Source organism: bacterium SCSIO 12844, from assembly GCA_024397935.1.
Taxonomy (GTDB): domain Bacteria; phylum Pseudomonadota; class Gammaproteobacteria; order Francisellales; family Francisellaceae; genus M0027.
On sequence record CP073743.1, the window covers coordinates 2,996,682 to 3,017,284 of the forward strand.

Here is a 20,603-nt window from a genome sequence, read left to right on the forward strand (position 1 = left end):
TACACTAAAATAATAATAGAATTGGTAAAATAGCGACTAAATCTTTAGACTTATTTTATAACTGATTAATTTAAAGATAATATTAAGAGAGATACTTTCATGTTGCGAAATATAGCGATTTTTATTTTAAGCTTCCTATGCTTATTTCAACTAGCTTTAGCTAATACTCAATTGCCAGTAGCCGATAATTTAATTGCTTTAAATTCACCTGAAGGTCAAAAGCTTTTCAAAGAAACACCCAACAAATACTTAAACGACTACTGGCTTTTAAGTCAGTATTTTGTTACTGAAAAAGGGCTTGCCTTTTGTGCACCTGCATCGATTGTGATGACTTTAAATGCATTAGGCAAAACGCCCAAAGAAGCACCCGAGCATTACCCATATAAACTATTTAATCAAACTAATTTATTTTTTAATCAAACAATTTTAAAAGCTAATATTACACCACCTATGATTAACTTCCATGGTATGACTTTAGATCAAGCAGGACTTATTTTAGAACAATACGCCGATCATGTTAAAATCTACCATGGCCATAAAATTATGGGGCTGAAGCAGATTAAAGAACTTTTAATCAATGCATTAACCAATAAAAAACAGTTTATCATCATTAATTTTTATCGTAAAACCATCAATGAATCAGGTGGTGGTCATTTTTCGCCAATTGCAGCTTATAACCCACAAACTGATCGCTTTTTAATTCTTGATGTTGCTCGTTACAAGTATCCACCAGTATGGGTTAAATCTGAAGAATTATTCAAAGCCATTTTAGGCATTGATTCAACCAGCAAAAAATCACGCGGCTTTATTATTGTCTCTTGAGGATAATTTTTGGCATTTTATGTTAATAAATGGCACTTAAAATGCATATAAGCTTTTGCCATTGATAGTATAATCAAATTGAATATCCTTTATTGTATTTCTTTTGCTTTAAAGGAGGCTACATTTTAAGATAAATAACTACTTTCATTAAGCTATAACTAAGTTAAGAGAAATATCAATGCAAATACCAGAAAATGCAATTAAAATAGAAGTACCCTTTGAGCGTGACTGTTTTGGCTGTAGTAAAACCAACCCACATGGACTTCAGTTAGAATACCATTATCATGATCAAACAGTTTATACAACATTTATACCAAATCATTATCACAGTGGCTGGGGTAATATCGTTCATGGCGGTATTTCAGCTTCTATTTGTGATGAGTCCTTAGGTTGGTTATCAATTTGTGCTTGTCACTCAATGACTGTGACAAAAGAGCTAACTTTTGAATACCATCAAGCGATTAAGATTGGCCAAACAGTAACAGCAATTACAACTATTGAACGAATTGAAAAAAATAAACGCTTATTTGCAGTGAGTAATATTTATAACCATCATCAACAACTGTGTGTCAGTGGCCATGCAAAAATGTTACTTGTCAGCTCAAAAACAGCAAAACGCTTAAATATCATGCCTGATAATGCTATTGACCAATTCAGTGAGTTTCTTGATGTAATTACTTAATAATTAGTACCTACCTTCCATAAGTATATGCTTTGGAACATTACGTAAGTTTTTTACGATGGCCAGAAAAGATAATAACTTTAGTACTAAGTAACTTATATCTAGCTGATACCACTTAAATCCCTGCCTTGCAGAAGCTGCAAAACGATGATGGTTGTTATGCCAACCCTCACCAAAGGTCAACAAAGCTACCAATAAGTTATTACGACTATCATCTTTTGTGTGATAGCAACGCCGACCAAATACATGCGCAACTGAATTAACCATATAAGTAACATTATTAACAAAAACCGTAGGTACAAAATACCCCCAGATAACATAGTTCATGCCACCTAAACAATAGAGTAAAGCTAAGATTGGTATTGGCGTCAAATACCAATAGCGCTCTAATAGCCTTAACTCAGGATATCGACTAAAATCACGAATTAAATGGTAGTGTGCTTTTAGATTTTTCTTTTGTATAAACCAGCCAAAATGACTATATAAAAAACCAAAATATTTTGGTGAATGTGCATCTTTTTTGGTATCAGATAACTTATGATGTAATCGATGATGAGATGCCCACCACAAAGGCCCGCCCTGTAAAGCAGTTGCACCCAAGTAAGCTAAAATAAATTGAAATACTCGCGAAGTCTCAAATGACTTATGTGAAAAATAACGATGATAGCCTGCTGTTAATGCAAATACTCTTACACTATAGCTAATGAGAAAAAGCCATATATCTACCATATAAAAGTTTGTAAATAATGCACTTAAAGGGAGTAAATGTATAACTATCAACAGCATCAAAATCAAAAACGAGTACTCACGATGTAATGAACAGTCGATAAATTTTGTGTTCTTAGACAACATAGTATTAACTCCTTAAAGCTAAAGCAGTATTATTTAATCTTATTCAAAAGTTTAAAATATAACCAGTAAGGTGTTTTTTGAATACATTTTAATAAAAACGTAAAGCGTTTAGGAAAATGAATTTCAAAGTCTTTAGCGATTAAGCCTCTTAAAATATAATCAGCTGCTTTCTCAGCTGAAATAATTGCTGGCATTTTAAACTTATTTTTATCTGTTAGTTGTGTTTTAACAAACCCAGGATTAATTAACTTTATACCGTAAGCTGGATACTCAAGTTTAAAACTTTCTATTAAATTAATTACTGCAGCTTTTGTTGCTCCATAAGGTTGCGCATTTGCTAATCCCATATAACCTGCGATACTTGCGGTAATCCCTAAAGTCAATTCTGAATGTTGTTTAATATAGGGCAGCGTAATGCCAATTAAGTAAAAAACACTTTTTAAATTGATATCTATTGTCTTAGCAACCATTTCAAAATCAAGGTTGTTTAATCTACTTGGCTCATAAAAAGCTGGCAAATAAACAATATAATCCAAGTTATACTGTTGAAAAATATCATTTGCTTTGTGTTGAAAATCTACTAAGTTAGAAACATCAAATGGTACAACATGTGGACTTTGACTCAATGATTGTCCCAGATGGTATAATTTAGATTCATTACGTGATGACAAAATCAACTTAGCACCTAACTGATCTAATTTAAATACTAATGCTTTACCAATACCTTCACTTGCCCCAATAATCCAGACAAACTTATTTTTATAATGCTTAAAATGATTTTTCATACGTAGCACCACTACTCTTTTTAGCAGGTATTGGAGTTTGTTTTTTTTGCATAAATAGTGTTAGTGATCCAACCTTAAAGCCAAGTTTACTAAATTGGTTTTTATTGATTAAAACTCCATCGTGCATCAAAAACATCCAGTCATCAAATGTAATTTTATATGTTGACTTATCCACTGTAATATTCATCTGATACTGCCAATTCATTGCATTACCTTCAACATGAATCTTGGCAATGCCAATGACATCTTTGGTGGTACCTTCATAATAGTGATCATTTATTTTTTTTATTTTCCAAATACGATGATCAGTTTGACCGTCATAGTAAACCATTGTTTCATCTAGTGTACCAATGTCCTTATTCCAAGAAGCATCAGCAACAAAATCAAAACGCTTTGTGACTTTACCTTTCCAGTCTTGAATAATTCCAGATCCTTCAATTCTTCCATTAAGATAACTTTCTAAATTAAGTTTAGGTTGTGTATTTTTATATTGATCAATGGTTGCTGAGCAACCAAATAGTAAACCAATTGCCATCATTATTACTCCTATAAAAATAATTCGATAAAATATCTTACTGGTAAGAGGTATTTGTGACATTAATGTTGCTCCATCTTTTGTTTTAAATTGACAGTGGATAAGCCTGTCAATCGCCATTTTAACCAAGCAATTAAAATACATACGCCAATGAGTTTAAATAAGATAGGCATCAAACAATATAAAACTTTAATTAAGGTAACTTTATCTAGTATGGTCACTGCATTAAAATCTAGTTCTAGCCAGGGCAGTGTTATAACCGTTGCTATAGCAAAAGAAAACTTACCAATAAAAGATAATAGCGCATAATAACCATTGCCTAAATGCACACGTCTAGGTTCATCTATCCATTTTGCCAATAATAGATTAGGTAATATAATCTCTGCAGCAAAGCAAAACCCAGATAAAAAGCTAATTACAGAAAAATAAATGACATCGCCTTCTGATAAAAAAAATGCACCACTAAAAACAATGATTGCAAAAACAATAGATACAAGCCAAACTTGTATGATACCAAATTTAAGTGCTAGCTTTTTTACAAAATATATACCTATAATTGCACCTAAAAAATATAAAAATAAATATAACCCAGTCATTTGGGTACTATTTAAAACATATTTACTATAAAAGACAAACATCACACCCGCAACAGCTGAACCTAACACACTAAATGCATAAGCAGAAAACAGATAAATACCCATCTTATCAAATACTCTAAAATAAGCTTTTAATGTATAGCGTACTAGCGGAGATGATTGTCTATGTAATTGATGCGACTTATACCAACGAATAAATAGTATAAACGCAGTAAAAAATAGTCCTAGAAAGACAAATGAATAAATTTGGTAACTCCTAAGAATCGATAGATAATTCAAAAATAAAAACGGTAATACTGAAGCCAATAATACTCCAATAATATTAAAAGACTCCCTTATAGCTATTATTTTTGATTTGTCATAATCTGAATGTTTCCATAGCGCACCCTGCGTATTAACAAAAATATTAAAAAAACTAAACCCGATCGTTGCTAAAAAAACACCAACAACTAAGTTTAACAATCGGTTAGAAAAAATTGGCACACAAAGGATATAAAAACCAAAAATAAAAATCAAAGGAATAATTAATAACATCAACATCCGATATTTATTTAGCTTATCTATTAAATATCCTAAAAGAGGATCAAAAATTGCATCTAATAGTCTTAAAATAAATAAACTGATACTTAAGCTTGCAAGAGAAACATTAAATTGACTATGATAATATTCTGGCAGATAAATATAAATGGGTATACCAGTAAAGGCCACTGGTAACATGATGAAAGCATAAGGAATAATTTCAATCGATTTTAATCGTTGATTAGTCTCCACTATTTCAAACCTCTTAATTCTCTTGAAAGCTCACTATTTTCAGCTTTATCACTTAACCAAATATCAAAAAAATATTGACTAAATTTAGTGTTATCAATTTGACCTAAAAATTGAGCTTTTTTATCATAAAAGTAAGCATAGCCTTCAGGACTATAATAACCTATCAGTTGATCTCCTTCTTTAATATTGGGAAAAATCGCTTCTAACTGTAGTTGCCATTTTTTTAATAGCGATGCTTTTAAATTTGGATGCTGGGCTTGAATTTGTTGAATGCTTTCCTTAGCAATTGCTTGAGAACTAAAAGCACGTAAATAACTAATCTCAAGCAAAAACCCCTGATCGAATTTAAATGGCTTCTTAGTACTATATAACTTAACATCATACACAGACCAAAACCAAAATTTAAAGTGTATTTCACCAATTAACACACTGTTTTCTGATTTTAAATGAACTAATGATGGTTGAGCATATAAATAATTACAGCCAATTATAAAAGATAGCACAACTGACATCACAAATGATTTAAGCATGTGTAATCTCCCATTGAACAACATCAGTTCTTCTACTTTGAAAACCTGCAATACAATAAGCAAGATAAAATTGCCAGAGTCTTTGAAAGCGTTTATCAAACCCTAAACTAATCAAACTAGCATCTTGGGATTTAAATTTCTCTAACCAACAATAAAGTGTCTTTGCATAGTCCTGACCAAAAGAAAACCGATCAGTTATTTTTAGTTGTGCAAGATTAAGTTGCTGATTCATCGCTGTAGGACTTGGCAACATACCACCAGGAAAAATAAATGTTCTAATCATATCAGCACCTTTAGCGTATGACTTAAATAAAGCATCATCAATAACAATGCTTTGTATAACTGCCCTACCTTTAGATTTTAGTAATGCTTTTATTTTCTTAAAATAAATTGGCCAATATGCTCTACCCACTGCTTCAAGCATTTCTATTGAAACAATCGCTTCATACTGTCCTTTTTGTATTCGATAATCTTCAAGACTTATTAATGCACTATCACCTAAGCGTTTATTTGCATATGAACGTTGAGCTTCTGATATAGTGATGCCCTTATGTTGCATATTATTTTTCATAGCAGATTGCTCTAGAAATCCACCCCAACCACAACCAATCTCAAGTAGATTTCCACTTGATGGGATTCTCTCTAAAATACGATCATATTTATTTTTCTGAGCTTCTGCCAATGTATCTCTATCTGATTTAAAAATAGCAGATGAATAAGTCATTGTTTCATCTAACCACAATTGATAAAACTGATTGCCTAAATCATAATGTTGATAAATATTTTTTCGACTACCCTTTATTGTATTTCTTTTTGCTAGATAACTTAATTTGGCAAGTTGTTGATAAAAGAAATTACCTCTAATATAACCAGAAAAAATTGCTTCATTTTCCAAACCAAATAGTAATAATTTAGTTAGATTATCTGTATGGATATAACCATCACGATAATCTTCTGCAAGGCCTATATCACCTTTAATGTTTAAATTTGCAATTGTTCTCCAATCTTCTAAGATAATATTACAGTTTTGACCAGGTTTTTGACCTTTGAAATGATAGAAATTCCCTTCAGGTGTTTGTAAATGGATTTCACCATATTGTGTTTTCTCAAGTGAAGATAATAATTTATTTTTGATCATTTTCTCAAACATAATAACTGACTCTAAAATTTCTGCTTCCAACTACAATCATAACGAAATAAATTAAGAATAATATGAAATATAGATTAAATTTTGTTAATGTTATTACAAACTGTTAGTTGATTTGAATCTTGTTTAGGTCTTTTTTGTACTTTAACGCCTTTAAAAAATAATTTCAGCGCTTGATAATGAATTAAACAAATCACTTTTATAGTTAAAAATGGTGTTTTAATAAATTGTAAAAGCAAATTTTTATGAGATAATAATTTAAATTTACCTTCAAGTGAAGTAACCAAATGTAATTTATCCTCTAGAAAATAATGAATAATTACTCTAGATTTGGTAGTTGAATTTAATTGAATATCAAAATTAAATTTATAGTAACCGTCATGCGGATAAAAAGGCGAAACGTATAATGATTTTCTTCCACTAAACCATTGATTTTTAAGCATTGGTTTATTCTTTTCATTCATACATAAGTAACTATGTGTTTCACCAAATGTATTATTAACCTCATTAATTACAGCAATAAGCTTATCTTGTTTAAAACCCAACCAAAAACTAATAGGATTAAACAAACAACCTAATACTCTTGGCATGGTAATTAAGTATATTTTCTCCGGATAAATCTGATTGTTATTAAAAATTTTTTCAGCCCAGTTAATTGCAGGTGTTTGATCTCGATATCCATGATCTTTATCATAATAACTACAAAGCCTAAATTTATTATAGCCAAAAAGAAAGCTACCTTTAAATATCCCTAATTTATCAAATAATAAACAAGCATAATAACTACGATAGCTAAAATAATTTTTCTTCTTTCCTAAGCGACGATGACGTATTTTAGCATCAAAAATCAAATTATCATTACAGATTAATTTAGCCATGGTATTTTAACTCCTAAGCGTTTTGTCACATTAACAGCACTTAATATACCATCCTCATGAAAACCGTATCGTAGATATGCACCTGTATAAAATGTATTATTAAGCCCCTGTATTTTATCAATTTTAGCTTGATTTACCACAGCCTTTTGATTAAACACAGGGTGTTCAAAATAATGGCGATCAATTACCAATTTAGGGTCAATACTTTTAGCTGGATTAATTGTGACAAAATAATTTTTTTTTGCATCTAATTTTTGCAAATTATTCATCCAGTAACTCAAAGATATAATTGATTCATTATGTAACTGATCTTTTAAATAAACCCAGCTAGACCAAGCTTTTCTCCTTTTAGGCATAAATGAAGTATCGCTATGCAGTACAACTTCATTACGATGATATTTTATACTGCCTAAATAGTTTATTTCTTCTGAAGTTGGCATATCCAAAATCTGCAATACTTCATTAGAATGACATGCAAATATTACTTTATCAAATGTGCTAGATTCCCCCTGATTATCTTTTATATCAATACGCCCTGTATTTCTCCTAACTGATTTAGCAGCAGATTTAAACTTAATATTAGCATCCTTTAATTGTCTAATAACTTCATTGACATAAGTTGAACTTCCACCTTTAACAGTATACCAAGGTATATGATTAAATGCCCTCAATAAACCATGATTATTAAAAAACCTAATAAATGTCAACGCTGGAAAGTGAGACATTGAGCTAATAGGTGTACTCCATATTGCTGAACCCATTGCCATTAGGTAATAATTCCTAAACCAATCTCCAACATTTAAACTTTCAATATATTTATTCAATGATATATCTATATCAATCAGATCAGATTTTAATTTTTTTTTAGAATAATGATTAAACTTTAAAATATCTATTAACATTTTTAAAAATTTTAAACAAACTAAATGTCGTTTATCTGCAAATAAGCCTGATAATGTTCGTGTGCCATATTCAAATTGACCATTGTTTATTGAGACACCAAAAGACATATCACTTTTTTCAGTTGCTATATTCAAATGTTCAAAAAATTGCATTAAATTTGGGTAAGTTTGATAGTTGAAGACGATAAAACCAGTATCTATAGCTATTTTTTTTGATGCTTCTATAACACTTAATGTACGTGCATGGCCACCATAGTAATCATTTTTTTCATAGAGTGTAATTTCATAATCATCTTTAAGCATATAAGCTTGGGATAAGCCTGAAATACCTGAACCTATAATTGCTATTTTTTGCAATTTTGTTTTTTCTTTTGTCATGTAATCTTCCATCATTACTTTATATATCTTTATTCTACGCATAGATATTCAAATTATCGAATTAACAATTGTTAATATTTATGAGATTTTTTATGTTAAAAAAATGGTAATTTAATAATTACTGTTAAGCCCTTATCTGAATTATTTTTAGCAAAAACTTCCCCATTATGCTTACAAATAATCACTTTTGACATTGATAAACCCAAACCATTTCCTTTATTGCTTCTACTTTTATCTTCTCGAAAAAATCGATTAAAAATACTATTAATATTATTTTCTTTAACACCGGCACCTTGATCTATAAATTTAATAACATAATAATTTTCACAGGCTATACCTAATAATCTAAACACAGAATCTCGTGGCGCATAATAACTAGCATTATCTAAAATGTTTATGATTGCTTGAAAACATAAATCTCGATCCAAACAAAGTTTTTTTTTCATGGTATGTTTGAGTATTATTATGTTTTTTTCTTCAAAAATTGGCAAGTAATATGATATAGCATCATTTAATATCTCATCAATATAATGAGATTCTTTTAAAAGCGTTTGCTTACCATATTCAAGATAACTGATTCTTAGTAAAGTATTGAATGTTGTTAATAAGTTTTCACACTCAGATACTGCTTTTTCATGTGCCGGAGTATCATAATCACGTTGAAGAGATGATAGTTGATTTCTCATTCTAGTTAAAGGAGTGCGTAAATCGTGTGCAATGTTATCAGATACTATTTTAAGGTCATACATTAACTTCTCAATTTGATCTAATAGTTGATTAAGTACATGTGCTAGATTACTTAAGTCATCCCAACGAGTTACAATATTAATCCTCTGACTTAAATCATTGGTTTGCATCATTGAGACAGCAGTATTTGAGATATGATTAATACGCCTTAAAACATATATACTAATAAAAAAACTAATTCCAATAACAAGAATCATACAAACCATACTAATTAAAATGCTAATTTTAAATGCAATATATGCATTTAATAATGCCCAAAAACGAATTAACAAATAGCCCCACATTGATAGGCTAATACCTAGCAATAATGCAAATAAAAAAGCCATTTTAAAGCTTGAACTTATGATATAACGTCGATATTGAGATTTGGACTTATTTATTTGCATTACAACACTTAACTGTATTAATTTTTATCTTTAATAACATAACCAAATCCTCTGACTGTCTGAATTATATTTGAATATTTTCCATCTACTGTTAATTTTTGTCTTAACCGCGAAATATGTACATCAATTACATTAGTTTGGGGGTCAAAATCATAATTCCAGACCTGTTCAAGAATCATACTTCTGGTAATTACTTGGTTTTTATTTTTTAGCATATATACTAACAATTCATATTCACGAGCTTGCAATGTAAGTAGCTCACCTGAACGAGTGACTTGATGTGAAATTAAATCAATAATTAAATCATGACAGCTAAGAACGACCATATCTTTATTCTGTAAGCGTTGATTTTTCTTAGCTAATACTTCTGCTCTTATTACTAACTCTTCTATAGCGAATGGTTTTGTTAAATAATCATCACTACCTGATTTAAACCCCTCAATTTTATGATCAATTTGAGATAAAGCACTTAAAATGATAATGGGTGTTTCAATGCCTTGCTTACGCAAAATTTTCACTAATGAAACACCATCAAGATACGGCATCATCCAATCAACAATTATAACATCGAACTGATTAATAGTGACTAAATATAAGGCCTCTTTACCATCACTAGCTAACTCTATATGATATCCACTATTAATAAATCCTTCTCTTACAAAAGATAAAGTGGCATGATCATCATCAGCAAATAAAACTTTCATCAATTACTTAATTTTTTATCCAAGAATTTAAACAGTTATTTTATCTATAAAGAATAAATATTACCATTAAGTAGTTATCTACTTTCTGCAATGAAACATTTTATATTATTTAATATAGTATTAATAAAACCATCTAAAACAGGCCACAGCACCTGATAATGCAATTCACTCGGTAATGGTAAGATAGGAATAAGCCAACCAAAACAGTTTACTTTAAGTACTGGCTTATAAATAAGATCAATATTTAGTTCAGTGAATGTCTGTTGATCATTAACATTGATCATAATCTTTAAACACTTAAAGTAACGGCCTGCTTTACCACCAGAAGCTTCTAAACTAACTGTGTTATGCTCATAATTAACATCAAAAATACAATCCCATAATTGCTCTATTTTAATCGCTACATTTGATGGATGTTTGACTTGAGCTAAAATACTTGCCAAGAAACCCTCTTTATTTGAAAACTTTTCTTGCACAGCATGAAATGGCATATCAAGCACAACTGATTGTGATAAACAGTGTTTCTTATCTTTAATAGCGTACGCTGATGGCTGATAGTTAATTGATTTGCCAGATAATGATTCATAGATATTGTGACATGATTTTGCCAAAATAAATTTAATCGTATTATTGATAAAAAATGGCTTAATAAAAAAAAGATTAAATGGAAAAGCCAAATCAACGTAAAAAGCATCACGATAATAAACATACTGATTGCTTGAACTTATTGGCGTGCAACTAATCTCTCGCTTCATCTGTTTAAATATAAAACCTTTTTTACTATTATCTCTATCAACAACAATTTTCCATGCATTGTCTTGGTTATGTACTACCTCTACCTTCTTTAATTCAAATGCTTCTTCAGTTAGTTTATGTTTAAATTTTTTATCTCTAACAACAAATACTGGTTTTCTTGAATAATAGGCGCTACCGGTTTGTACTTTTTCTACTTCAGGTAAAAATTCAATTAATAATAAACCTTGATGTATGAGTGGCCAATTAAGAGGTTTTTCAAAAAACGCTAATAATGTTTTAGCATCAACAGGCATTTGATCTTCTACAGATGCCATATCTTTATACTCAGAATAATTAGATTTACCAGTGATTAATTGCATCAAACACACCTTAAATAAACTTATTCTTTATCATTATATTCAAGAACAATTTGGCATATTTGCAAAATTAATTATATTTTATAGCTTATTTATTTTTTGATTAAACCTATACTCTAGCGCATTTTTAACACTTGGCCATTCATGTTGAAGAATACTATAAACACAAGTATCTCTCAATGATCCATCTGCAAGAATCATGTGATTTCTTAAAATACCATCAAGCTTGGCACCAAGTGCTTCAATTGCCGCTCTACTTTTTTTATTAAAAAAATGCGTTCTAAACTCAACTGCAATACAATCAAGCTTTTCAAATAAATAGTTTAACAGTAATAACTTAACTTCCGTGTTTAATGCTGTCCCCTGTATACTTTGACAATACCAAGTTGAGCCAATTTCAAGTCGCTTATTGTCAAGATCAAGATTCATAAAGCTTGTCATACCTAAAGCTTTATTGGTTTTTTTGTCAATAACAACAAATGGAATCATCTTACTTTGCTCTCTTAAAGCACCGCGCCTTTTAATCTCTCGATTCATTTGTTCTGGTTTTGGTACATGTGTAAACCACATCTGATAAAGCTTACCATCTTCGACAGCTTCAATTAAATCTGCTTCGTAAGCTAAACTCAATGGTGCTAATTGAAGCGTTGTTCCATCTAAGATTAAGGTTTTCATTGCATCAATAAGTGTATTTGTAGAGGTCATAATCACCACCATTCGATCATTTTTTAAACAACCACATCACCCATGTTAAATCGTTTAAACAAACGGCTTAACTGATCAATCACCTGATTGGGATCTCTAGCATTTGTAATCATAGAAATTGCTGCAATGCCTTCTACATTAGCATCTATGATATCTTGAATATTGTCTAATGTAATACCGCCAATTGCAACTAATGGAATATCTGTTAACGATTGCCATTTTTTTAATTTTTCTACGCCTTGTGGCCCAAAACGCATTACTTTTGAAGTTGTCGGATAAATAGGACCTAAAGCAACATAACTGGGTCTAACACTTAATGCATAGGCTAGTTCAAAATAATCATGTGTGCTTAAACCTAAGCAAACATCTGAATTAACTAACTGATTAATCTCATCATAAGATAATATAGATAAGTCCTCATGACCTAAATGCACGCCATAGGCACCATATTCTATGGCTTTCTGCCAATAATCATTAATAAATAGTTGTAAATGATATTTTTTCTGTAAATCGACTGCTTGAATCACTGCTTTTTCTACCCAATCAAGTGGCTTATCTTTAATGCGCAGTTGAATGGTTTTAATACCTTTTTTAGCTAAGTATTCTAGCCATTTTATTGTATCTACAACCGGATAAAAACCAATTGACTGATCTAAACGCTTAAAGATATTATTCTTTTTAATTAATTTTTGATGTTGTGTTACTACAGGGAAGTAATTCTTGTTAATTGGAAAGCCACACTGGGCAACCGGTAAATTACCTTTATTTTTAGCAACCGCTTGAGCATTAAAAATACCCTCTGTAATATACGCTTTTGCTATTACAACTGCATTGAATAAATCATAACCCAAAGCTAATAGCGCTGTAATTGATGCTGCTAAGGTACAACCTGTACCATGAATACTTTGATGCCATAAACAACGCTTTGAACTTAAATAAAAATGTGTATTTTGCGAATAGAAATAGTCAACTTCTGGTGTAGTACTATGTCCCCCTTTTAAAAGCACTGCCTTTAATTGATAGGTTTGATATAACTTAATGGCACTTTCCTCTAATGAAGCATTTAAATTATAATCTCGCTTATCCAATAAAAGTAAATAAGCTGCCTCATCTAAATTCGGTGTGATTAAATCGGCCTTAGGAAATAACTTTGTTATAATGGCATCTATAACTGCTTTACCGACTAGCTTTGCGCCTGAAGTTGCAATCATAACAGGGTCACAAATATAAAAAATATCATCATACCGTTCTAAGAAATTACTGATTATTTCAACTTGCTTTACTGTTGCAATCATCCCTGTTTTAATTGCCCTAGGTAATAAATCATCTTCGATTGACTGTAATTGTTTTTCAAATAAGTCATCACTCACAGCATCAATGGCTATCACTTCTTTTGTATTTTGTGCAGTTATAGCTGTAATTACTGTTGTTGCATAACAGTTCAAATCAAAAAAAGTTTTTATATCTGCTTGAATTCCTGCACCAGCACCACTATCAGATCCTGCAATACTTAAACAAATAGGCTTTGCCATAATATTTCACTCACCATTGATCATTTGTTTTTCTTTTCTATGCCAAAATGGTGTATCCATTAGCGCTGTTGCAGATGCTGCCATTTCTCTTACTGGCATGCGTTTGGCCAAATAAGCATATCTGCCAGCTTTAATTGCATGCTTAAAAGCACAAGCCATCTCAACTGGATTACCCGCAAGTGCTACAGCACTATTTAACAACACACCATCAAAGCCCATTTCCATGACTTTTGCCGCATCAGAAGGCACACCAATACCGGCATCTACAATTAATTGAATATTTTGAAAACGAGCACGCAATACTTCTAATGCATATGGATTATGTACACCCTTACCACTACCGATAGGCGCAGCCCACGGCATTAATACCTTAACACCCAGGTCAACCAATCGTTTTGCCATGACTAAATCATCAGTAACATAAGGTAAAACATTAAAACCTTTATCAATTAATACCTCAGATGCCTCAATCACGCCAATCATATCAGGTTGCAAATTATAATCATCACCAATCACTTCAAGTTTAATCCAATTGGTTTTGAATATTTCTTGTGCCATCTCTGCCATAAAAATGGCTTCTTTTGCATTACGACAACCCGCTGTATTCGGTAGGATATGACAACCGGTTTTTAATAATTGTTGCCAGATATGATTATCCGTATTCGTTGCTAGACTACGTTTTAGTGATACAGTAATTAATGATGTTGAAGAGGCCTTAATTGAATCTAACATCATCTGCATACTAGGATAAAGCGCACTACCTAAAATAAATCTTGAATCTAAAGATTTATCTAATAACTGCCACATCACTTACCCTCCTTGCATCGGTGTTATAATATCGACTCTATCCCCTCTTTTAAGGCAATAATTTTTATACTTCTCTCGCAAGACTAACTGATCATTAATCACCACTAGAAAATAATCCCCCTGAACTTTCTCTGTGATTAAAAGTACCTCTAATGATGCATCATCTTCTGGAAGTTCAATAAGTTTTTGATTAAATTGAATCTGTATAAACATCACATACCTCTTTTGTTTTCACTAAATTTAGTACTTCAAGTGCAACTTTTGGTGCAAATAAATAGCCATGACGAGATAAGCCATTAAGACGAATCATATTATTTTTATGCTCAATAATTGGTAAATCATTTTCACTAGTTGGTCTTAGATGACTGATTGTTTTTAATACTCGAGCTTCACTAAAACGCACATCAATAACATAGAGCATCGATAATAATTCCATTAAACTTTCAACAGATATATTCGATAAATCATCAGCATTAATACTCGTTGCACCAACATAGAAAATACCATTGCCTCTTGGGATTAAATATAACGAATGCCTTGGATGGAGTAAGCGTATCACATGATCAATTTCAATCTGTGGCTGATAAATAACAATTGCCTCACCACGAACTGCAAATAATTGATTTAAATCATTTTTTGCACCTAAACCACGACAATCAAATATATAATCATGATCTATCTCATTAGAGCAATTAAAATCATTGATATTAATCTCAATTTGCTCAAACCATTGGACTTTTTGATATCTAGTTAAAACTTCATGTGAATAACGATAGAATAAAGGTACATCAATGACTGCTTCATCTTTGAAATATAAACTGTGTTTATAAAGATTTGTTGTATCTAGGCTTGGCATGATTGCTTTTAACGCTTTATCTGATAAATAGCACTTGCTGATATCAAAATGATCCCCATCAAATTGATCGATACGAAAGCTGATTAATTCTTTGATATGATCTAATTCTGTATGATCTTGCTTAGCTGCGATGATGACAGTTCCTTTAGTTTGAAGAACCTTATCTTTATATTGCGCCATCGTAGCATCTAAAAGCTTATTCCATAACGATTGCGCATCTTTACCATAAGCATAAATTTGCCCATGACATGTCATTAACTCTGCCATCGGCGCAAGCATTCCTGCTGCTTGATAGCCACAGCTTTTTTTACCATCTATTGTATCTTTATCATATAAATCAATCGATAGATGAGGGTTATCCTTAAGTAGCGTTAAAGCTAGTACACGGCCCATTAAGCCTGCACCCAAAATGGCTACTTTATTTAAATTAAGCATAATATTGATCTTAATCGATTAGACTTCACTATAAATTTCAGCACCTTGTTCAATAAAATCTTGGGCTTTTTGTTGCATTTGATCTTCAATTTCTTTAGCTGAATATTGGCGTACTTCTTGAGATATTTTCATCGAACAAAATTTTGGTCCACACATCGAACAAAAATGTGCTAATTTATGACCTTCTTTTGGTAAAGTCTGATCATGAAACTCTCTCGCCTTATCTGGATCTAAGCTTAAGTTAAATTGATCAGCCCAACGAAATTCAAACCTTGCCTTTGATAAGGCATTGTCTCTAATTTGAGCACCAGGTAAGCCTTTGGCTAAATCCGCTGCATGCGCTGCTAATTTATAGGTGACAATCCCTTCTCTTACATCATTTTTATCTGGCAGACCTAAATGCTCTTTAGGTGTGACATAGCACAACATCGATGTACCATACCAGCCAATTTGCGCAGCACCAATAGCCGATGTAATATGATCATAGCCAGGTGCAATATCAGTGACTAAAGGGCCTAGAGTATAAAAAGGTGCTTCAAAACAATCTTGTAATTCAAGTTGCATATTTTCTTTAATTAATTGCATCGGTACATGACCTGGACCTTCAATCATTACCTGCACATCATGCTGCCAAGCAATTTTAGTTAGTTCACCTAAAGTTTTTAATTCAGATAACTGCGCTTGATCATTCGCATCATAAATACTCCCTGGACGTAAGCCATCGCCTAAAGAAAATGACACATCATAAGCTTTCATAATGTCGCATATTTCTTCAAAATGGGTGTATAAGAAACTCTCTTTATGATGTGCCATACACCATTTAGCAATAATTGAGCCGCCACGAGAGACAATACCGGTTAAACGCTTTGCAGTTAGTGGGATATACGCTAAACGTACACCTGCATGGATGGTAAAGTAACTTACCCCCTGCTCTGCCTGCTCAATTAAGGTATCTTTAAATATCTCCCAAGTTAAATCTTCAGCTTTACCATTCACTTTCTCTAATGCCTGATAAATAGGTACCGTACCAATGGGTACTGGTGAATTTCTTAAAATCCACTCACGTGTTTGATGAATCGCTTTACCAGTTGATAAATCCATTACAGTATCAGCGCCCCAACGCGTGGCAATGACCATTTTTTCAACTTCTTCAGCAATTGATGAAGTGACAGCTGAAGTACCAATATTGGCATTAATTTTTACAGAAAAGTTACGTCCAATAATCATTGGTTCTAATTCTGGATGATTAATATTACAAGGAATAATTGCACGCCCTTTGGCAATTTCATCTCTAACAAATTCGGCCGTAATCTCTTTAGGTAAGTGGGCACCAAAATTTTCACCTTTATGGGAGATATTAAGTTCAGATGCAATTAAATATTCATTTGCCTTAAGCAAATTTTCACGTAATGCTACATAGCGCATTTCAGGTGTTATAATACCTTTTCTTGCATAATGCATCTGTGTGATATTTTGATTGTTTCTTGCACGCTTTGGTAATGGGATATTCGGAAATGTCATATCATCAATGATTTGCTCATTGGTATATTTAGAACTAAAGGCATCTAGCTGCTCAAAATCAGCTCTATGATGAATCCAATGATGACGTAGTTTTTCTAGCCCCTTAGTAATATCAATTTTCTTTTTTGGATCCGTATAGGCACCTGAGGTATCATAAACATAAATATCTGGATTATTTATTTTACCTACTTCTGTTTGCGTATCCGTTTGAATAATCCTACGTAGTGCTACATTGATTTCATTATCAGAAATACATACTTTTTCAGAGCTTTCATAGGGCTTTAGTAAATTATCATCGAGCTTAAATTGACTCATCATCTTTCCTTAAATTAAGTGTTTTACTGAGTCCATAGAAAGATATAAAAGTCACACTAGATAAAGGTAAATATACCAATAGTAATGATTATAAATACACTTCCTACGCCAGTATTAGCTGGATCAGGTTCAAAGGGTCAAAATAAATTACTTTTCTCAGCCGCCGATACGGCTCCCCTGTGTTTAACTTGATTGTTAGGATTCACTAAATCATTATAAATGTCAAGTTGGAGTTTTCCATTATGCTTATTTTATAGTAACTTAAATGATAACTCGTCTAAAATAATGAAATAAGCCATTCGATAATTTAACTGGAATATGGATATGCTTAATCAAATCAAATTAATGTTAATCTTATTGTTATTACCAACAATCTTAGCAGCTAAGCAAGAAGTAGCAATTTTTGCCGGTGGTTGTTTCTGGTGTATGGAGGCTGACTTTATCCATTTTAAAGAAGATAAATATCCTAATGCGATCATAGAAGTCGTCTCAGGTTATGACGGCGGTACGATTAAAAATCCAACCTACAGCCTAGTCTCATCAGGTAAGAGCAATTATAAAGAAGTTGTTGAAGTTACATTCAATCCAGATAAAGTTAGCTATGAAGCATTAGTTAAATTTTTCTTTTTACATATTGATCCCACCGTTAAAGATAAGCAATTTTGTGATGTTGGCAAACAATATGCTTCAGCCATTTTTTATACGAATGATCAACAAAAACAAGCTGCACTTAAGGTACTAAAAGAAGTAAAAACCATACTTAATCAGCCTGTCTTTACTGAAGTTCTACCAAGTACGACTTTTTATCAAGCAGAAGATTACCACCAACAATATTATAAAAAGCATCCCTGGCGTTATGAATATTACCGCTGGCGTTGTGGTCGCGATAAAACTGTTGATTCAATTTGGCAAGATAAACAATTAACAAGTTAAGCATTCGTATTGGTATGTACATTGCCTTGATCATCAACACACCAATAAGGTAATGTTAATTCTTCTAACCACGTTAATGCATCTACTCCCTTAAGCATAGCAACAGTTGTTGCACTGCCTGCGATAACACAATGATCTGCTAATACAGTTACTGAGGCATACCCTTTCTTAATTGGCCAGCCAATTTTTGGGTTAATAATGTGGCTATAACGTTTACCATTAATAATCATATAACGTTCATAATCACCACTGGTGCTAATACCGCCATAATCTAAGTTAATTTTAACTAACTTTTTCTCTGGGTTTCTAGGATGCTGAACATGAACAGACCAAGGTTCGCCATTAGGTAGAGGCCCAATACTACGAATGTCACCACCTAAGTCAATCAAACCATGCTTAATTTCATGCTGTTGGGCAATAGCAATAACTGCATCGGCTGCATATTCCTTAACAACACCGCCAAAGTCAATTTCCATACCTTTTTTCGGCAATAAGATAAAAGGAGGCTGCCACTTAATTTTATGCCAGCCAACTAAAGACAGTAATCTATCTATCTTTTTTTGCTCAGGCAATTGATTATTTGAAAAATTCCATGCCTTTCTTAGTACACCTGAAGTAATATCAAATAACCCATCACTTTGTTGATAGCAAACTTGTGCATAGTTTAATATTGCTTCTGTTTCAGCATCGACTTTTATTGCTTTATCAGAACCGGCAGAAGCATTAATCTTTGAAGTTAAACTATCAGAGTGGTAGCGAGTATATTTATCATTTAACTGATAAAGCTTGTGAATCATTTTACTGATAACGCTTTTTCCGAACTCATCAGAATGTGCATAAAGACGAATCTGACAAGGTGAACCCATCGTTGTAAAATCAGAGCAAATTGGATTAAGCAAAAATTATAACCTCATTAATCACATCCACAACCGCCACCACCAAATGAATACCCTCCTTTAGAAGCAGCGCGACTTGTATAAACTTCTTGTTTAAATTGTTCTGCTAATGGCGTAGATGATTCAAGTGACATCTGTGGTTTTGCAAGATATTCTTTCTGCCAAGGCTTTACACTTGCACAAGCGCTCATCAGTAGGACTAAAGATAGCATCATAGCGGATAAAAACATTTTTTTAAAAACTAACATAGGCAAAACTCTCTTTAAGTATTTAAAAGCCATTATTTAATTAATTCATTTAGTTGATCCATTTCATGTCCCTGATAGCCATAAAACGTTTTAATAATAACACCATCACGCGCAAGGTAGGCTGAAGGCATCTGAGGTAAATCAAAACGTTCTGCAGCAATACCTTCTGGATCAGATAAATTTACAAATGAAGTAGGATATTTTTGCAAAAACTGTAATGCATTTTTTGGATCTTGATCAAGATTAATACCTATCACGACTAAACTTTTTTTATTTAAATTTGTAGCTAATTGACTCAATTTTGGCAACGAAATACGACAAGGAATACACCAGGAAGCCCAAAAATCAATATATAAATACTTTGCATCGATTTTATCTATAGATACTTTCTTTCCAGTTTGATCAAGCACTGGTAAAGTTATATCAGGTATACGACTACCGACGCCAATTGCAGCATAACTTACTGTCGAGCATAACAAACTGAATAAAAATAATTTAACCACTAAAAACGGCTTTATCTTCATAGTT

General features: G+C 32.0%; 23 protein-coding genes and 1 riboswitch. Of the genes, 3 read left to right on the plus strand and 20 right to left on the minus strand.

Going from position 1 to position 20,603, the window contains the following annotated elements:
- Positions 1-99: 99 nt before the first annotated feature.
- Together KFE69_13210 and KFE69_13215 are read left to right on the plus strand one after the other, a co-directional pair.
- Positions 100-822 (plus strand): phytochelatin synthase family protein, encoded by a 723-nt coding sequence (locus KFE69_13210; GenBank protein UTW42419.1) that lies wholly within the window; start codon positions 100-102, stop codon positions 820-822.
- Positions 823-1,000: 178 nt separating this feature from the next.
- The gene (locus KFE69_13215) at positions 1,001-1,504 is read left to right on the plus strand and encodes a hypothetical protein (GenBank protein ID UTW42420.1); all 504 of its coding nucleotides are present in this window, start codon (positions 1,001-1,003) and stop codon (positions 1,502-1,504) included.
- A gap of 3 nt (positions 1,505-1,507) precedes the next feature.
- Here the strand turns inward: KFE69_13215 and KFE69_13220 are convergent, their stop codons facing one another.
- The 17 genes from KFE69_13220 to thiC form a co-directional block, all read right to left on the minus strand.
- A complete protein-coding gene (locus KFE69_13220) occupies positions 1,508-2,356 on the minus strand; it encodes an acyl-CoA desaturase (GenBank protein ID UTW42421.1) in 849 nt (282 codons plus the stop codon).
- 29 nt (positions 2,357-2,385) lie between these two features.
- Entirely contained in the window at positions 2,386-3,141 is a 756-nt protein-coding gene (locus KFE69_13225; protein UTW42422.1) for an SDR family NAD(P)-dependent oxidoreductase, read from the minus strand.
- Positions 3,125-3,676 carry a DUF3833 domain-containing protein gene (locus KFE69_13230; protein UTW42423.1) on the minus strand — a complete coding sequence of 184 codons (552 nt, stop codon included), beginning with the start codon at positions 3,674-3,676 and terminating at the stop codon, positions 3,125-3,127. The genes KFE69_13225 and KFE69_13230 overlap by 17 nt, the downstream gene beginning before the upstream one ends.
- 62 nt (positions 3,677-3,738) lie before the next feature.
- Complete coding sequence (locus KFE69_13235; GenBank protein ID UTW42424.1) at positions 3,739-5,043, minus strand: MFS transporter; 1,305 nt, start codon at positions 5,041-5,043, stop codon at positions 3,739-3,741.
- On the minus strand, positions 5,043-5,573 hold the full coding sequence (locus tag KFE69_13240) for a chalcone isomerase family protein (GenBank protein UTW42425.1): 531 nt from the start codon (positions 5,571-5,573) through the stop codon (positions 5,043-5,045). The genes KFE69_13235 and KFE69_13240 overlap by 1 nt, the downstream gene beginning before the upstream one ends.
- Positions 5,566-6,723, minus strand: coding sequence for a class I SAM-dependent methyltransferase (locus KFE69_13245; GenBank protein ID UTW44087.1), 1,158 nt, complete (start codon positions 6,721-6,723; stop codon positions 5,566-5,568). Before KFE69_13245 ends, KFE69_13240 begins: the two co-directional genes overlap by 8 nt.
- Positions 6,724-6,797: 74 nt before the next feature.
- Positions 6,798-7,598, minus strand: coding sequence for a DUF1365 domain-containing protein (locus tag KFE69_13250; protein UTW42426.1), 801 nt, complete (start codon positions 7,596-7,598; stop codon positions 6,798-6,800).
- Complete coding sequence (locus KFE69_13255; protein ID UTW44088.1) at positions 7,586-8,857, minus strand: NAD(P)-binding protein; 1,272 nt, start codon at positions 8,855-8,857, stop codon at positions 7,586-7,588. Before KFE69_13255 ends, KFE69_13250 begins: the two co-directional genes overlap by 13 nt.
- A gap of 116 nt (positions 8,858-8,973) precedes the next feature.
- Positions 8,974-10,011: a HAMP domain-containing histidine kinase gene (locus KFE69_13260; GenBank protein UTW42427.1), complete on the minus strand. Its 1,038-nt coding sequence runs from the start codon at positions 10,009-10,011 to the stop codon at positions 8,974-8,976.
- A gap of 17 nt (positions 10,012-10,028) precedes the next feature.
- Complete coding sequence (locus tag KFE69_13265; protein UTW42428.1) at positions 10,029-10,715, minus strand: response regulator transcription factor; 687 nt, start codon at positions 10,713-10,715, stop codon at positions 10,029-10,031.
- A 74-nt stretch (positions 10,716-10,789) separates the two neighbouring features.
- A complete protein-coding gene (locus KFE69_13270; GenBank protein ID UTW42429.1) occupies positions 10,790-11,830 on the minus strand; it encodes a hypothetical protein in 1,041 nt (346 codons plus the stop codon).
- Between the two features lie 78 nt (positions 11,831-11,908).
- Positions 11,909-12,502, minus strand: coding sequence for a GNAT family N-acetyltransferase (locus KFE69_13275; protein ID UTW44089.1), 594 nt, complete (start codon positions 12,500-12,502; stop codon positions 11,909-11,911).
- A 53-nt stretch (positions 12,503-12,555) separates the two neighbouring features.
- Positions 12,556-14,064 (minus strand): bifunctional hydroxymethylpyrimidine kinase/phosphomethylpyrimidine kinase, encoded by a 1,509-nt coding sequence (thiD, locus tag KFE69_13280; protein UTW42430.1) that lies wholly within the window; start codon positions 14,062-14,064, stop codon positions 12,556-12,558.
- 6 nt (positions 14,065-14,070) lie between these two features.
- Positions 14,071-14,871: a thiazole synthase gene (locus KFE69_13285; GenBank protein UTW42431.1), complete on the minus strand. Its 801-nt coding sequence runs from the start codon at positions 14,869-14,871 to the stop codon at positions 14,071-14,073.
- A 3-nt stretch (positions 14,872-14,874) separates the two neighbouring features.
- Positions 14,875-15,084: a sulfur carrier protein ThiS gene (gene thiS, locus KFE69_13290; GenBank protein UTW42432.1), complete on the minus strand. Its 210-nt coding sequence runs from the start codon at positions 15,082-15,084 to the stop codon at positions 14,875-14,877.
- A complete protein-coding gene (locus KFE69_13295) occupies positions 15,062-16,162 on the minus strand; it encodes an FAD-dependent oxidoreductase (GenBank protein UTW42433.1) in 1,101 nt (366 codons plus the stop codon). The genes thiS and KFE69_13295 overlap by 23 nt, the downstream gene beginning before the upstream one ends.
- An 18-nt stretch (positions 16,163-16,180) precedes the next feature.
- Entirely contained in the window at positions 16,181-17,998 is a 1,818-nt protein-coding gene (gene thiC / locus KFE69_13300) for a phosphomethylpyrimidine synthase ThiC (GenBank protein ID UTW42434.1), read from the minus strand.
- Positions 17,999-18,081: 83 nt separating this feature from the next.
- Positions 18,082-18,187: riboswitch (TPP riboswitch) on the minus strand.
- Positions 18,188-18,322: 135 nt separating this feature from the next.
- Here thiC and msrA point away from each other — a divergent pair.
- Positions 18,323-18,931 carry a peptide-methionine (S)-S-oxide reductase MsrA gene (msrA, locus tag KFE69_13305; GenBank protein UTW42435.1) on the plus strand — a complete coding sequence of 203 codons (609 nt, stop codon included), beginning with the start codon at positions 18,323-18,325 and terminating at the stop codon, positions 18,929-18,931.
- On the opposite strand, the gene KFE69_13310 is transcribed toward msrA, so the two are convergent.
- From KFE69_13310 to KFE69_13320, 3 genes are read right to left on the minus strand one after another with little or no spacing between them, the layout of a single operon-like run.
- Positions 18,928-19,797 carry an FAD:protein FMN transferase gene (locus tag KFE69_13310; GenBank protein ID UTW44090.1) on the minus strand — a complete coding sequence of 290 codons (870 nt, stop codon included), beginning with the start codon at positions 19,795-19,797 and terminating at the stop codon, positions 18,928-18,930. The genes msrA and KFE69_13310 overlap by 4 nt on opposite strands.
- Positions 19,798-19,844: 47 nt before the next feature.
- Entirely contained in the window at positions 19,845-20,075 is a 231-nt protein-coding gene (locus KFE69_13315; protein ID UTW42436.1) for a DUF4266 domain-containing protein, read from the minus strand.
- A 32-nt stretch (positions 20,076-20,107) separates the two neighbouring features.
- Positions 20,108-20,599 carry a TlpA family protein disulfide reductase gene (locus KFE69_13320; GenBank protein ID UTW42437.1) on the minus strand — a complete coding sequence of 164 codons (492 nt, stop codon included), beginning with the start codon at positions 20,597-20,599 and terminating at the stop codon, positions 20,108-20,110.
- Positions 20,600-20,603: the final 4 nt, after the last annotated feature.

What these genes read in the sequence shown, in the direction of transcription:
- KFE69_13210 (UTW42419.1), top strand. Translation starts at nt 100, where the DNA reads ATGTTGCGAAATATAGCGATTTTTATTTTAAGCTTCCTATGCTTATTT.
- KFE69_13215 (UTW42420.1), top strand. Translation starts at nt 1,001, where the DNA reads ATGCAAATACCAGAAAATGCAATTAAAATAGAAGTACCCTTTGAGCGT.
- KFE69_13220 (UTW42421.1), bottom strand. Translation starts at nt 2,356, where the DNA reads ATGTTGTCTAAGAACACAAAATTTATCGACTGTTCATTACATCGTGAG.
- KFE69_13225 (UTW42422.1), bottom strand. Translation starts at nt 3,141, where the DNA reads ATGAAAAATCATTTTAAGCATTATAAAAATAAGTTTGTCTGGATTATT.
- KFE69_13230 (UTW42423.1), bottom strand. Translation starts at nt 3,676, where the DNA reads ATGGCAATTGGTTTACTATTTGGTTGCTCAGCAACCATTGATCAATAT.
- KFE69_13240 (UTW42425.1), bottom strand. Translation starts at nt 5,573, where the DNA reads ATGCTTAAATCATTTGTGATGTCAGTTGTGCTATCTTTTATAATTGGC.
- KFE69_13245 (UTW44087.1), bottom strand. Translation starts at nt 6,723, where the DNA reads ATGTTTGAGAAAATGATCAAAAATAAATTATTATCTTCACTTGAGAAA.
- KFE69_13250 (UTW42426.1), bottom strand. Translation starts at nt 7,598, where the DNA reads ATGGCTAAATTAATCTGTAATGATAATTTGATTTTTGATGCTAAAATA.
- KFE69_13260 (UTW42427.1), bottom strand. Translation starts at nt 10,011, where the DNA reads ATGCAAATAAATAAGTCCAAATCTCAATATCGACGTTATATCATAAGT.
- KFE69_13265 (UTW42428.1), bottom strand. Translation starts at nt 10,715, where the DNA reads ATGAAAGTTTTATTTGCTGATGATGATCATGCCACTTTATCTTTTGTA.
- KFE69_13270 (UTW42429.1), bottom strand. Translation starts at nt 11,830, where the DNA reads ATGCAATTAATCACTGGTAAATCTAATTATTCTGAGTATAAAGATATG.
- KFE69_13275 (UTW44089.1), bottom strand. Translation starts at nt 12,502, where the DNA reads ATGAAAACCTTAATCTTAGATGGAACAACGCTTCAATTAGCACCATTG.
- thiD (UTW42430.1), bottom strand. Translation starts at nt 14,064, where the DNA reads ATGGCAAAGCCTATTTGTTTAAGTATTGCAGGATCTGATAGTGGTGCT.
- KFE69_13285 (UTW42431.1), bottom strand. Translation starts at nt 14,871, where the DNA reads ATGTGGCAGTTATTAGATAAATCTTTAGATTCAAGATTTATTTTAGGT.
- thiS (UTW42432.1), bottom strand. Translation starts at nt 15,084, where the DNA reads ATGTTTATACAGATTCAATTTAATCAAAAACTTATTGAACTTCCAGAA.
- KFE69_13295 (UTW42433.1), bottom strand. Translation starts at nt 16,162, where the DNA reads ATGCTTAATTTAAATAAAGTAGCCATTTTGGGTGCAGGCTTAATGGGC.
- thiC (UTW42434.1), bottom strand. Translation starts at nt 17,998, where the DNA reads ATGAGTCAATTTAAGCTCGATGATAATTTACTAAAGCCCTATGAAAGC.
- msrA (UTW42435.1), top strand. Translation starts at nt 18,323, where the DNA reads ATGCTTAATCAAATCAAATTAATGTTAATCTTATTGTTATTACCAACA.
- KFE69_13310 (UTW44090.1), bottom strand. Translation starts at nt 19,797, where the DNA reads ATGGGTTCACCTTGTCAGATTCGTCTTTATGCACATTCTGATGAGTTC.
- KFE69_13315 (UTW42436.1), bottom strand. Translation starts at nt 20,075, where the DNA reads ATGTTAGTTTTTAAAAAAATGTTTTTATCCGCTATGATGCTATCTTTA.
- KFE69_13320 (UTW42437.1), bottom strand. Translation starts at nt 20,599, where the DNA reads ATGAAGATAAAGCCGTTTTTAGTGGTTAAATTATTTTTATTCAGTTTG.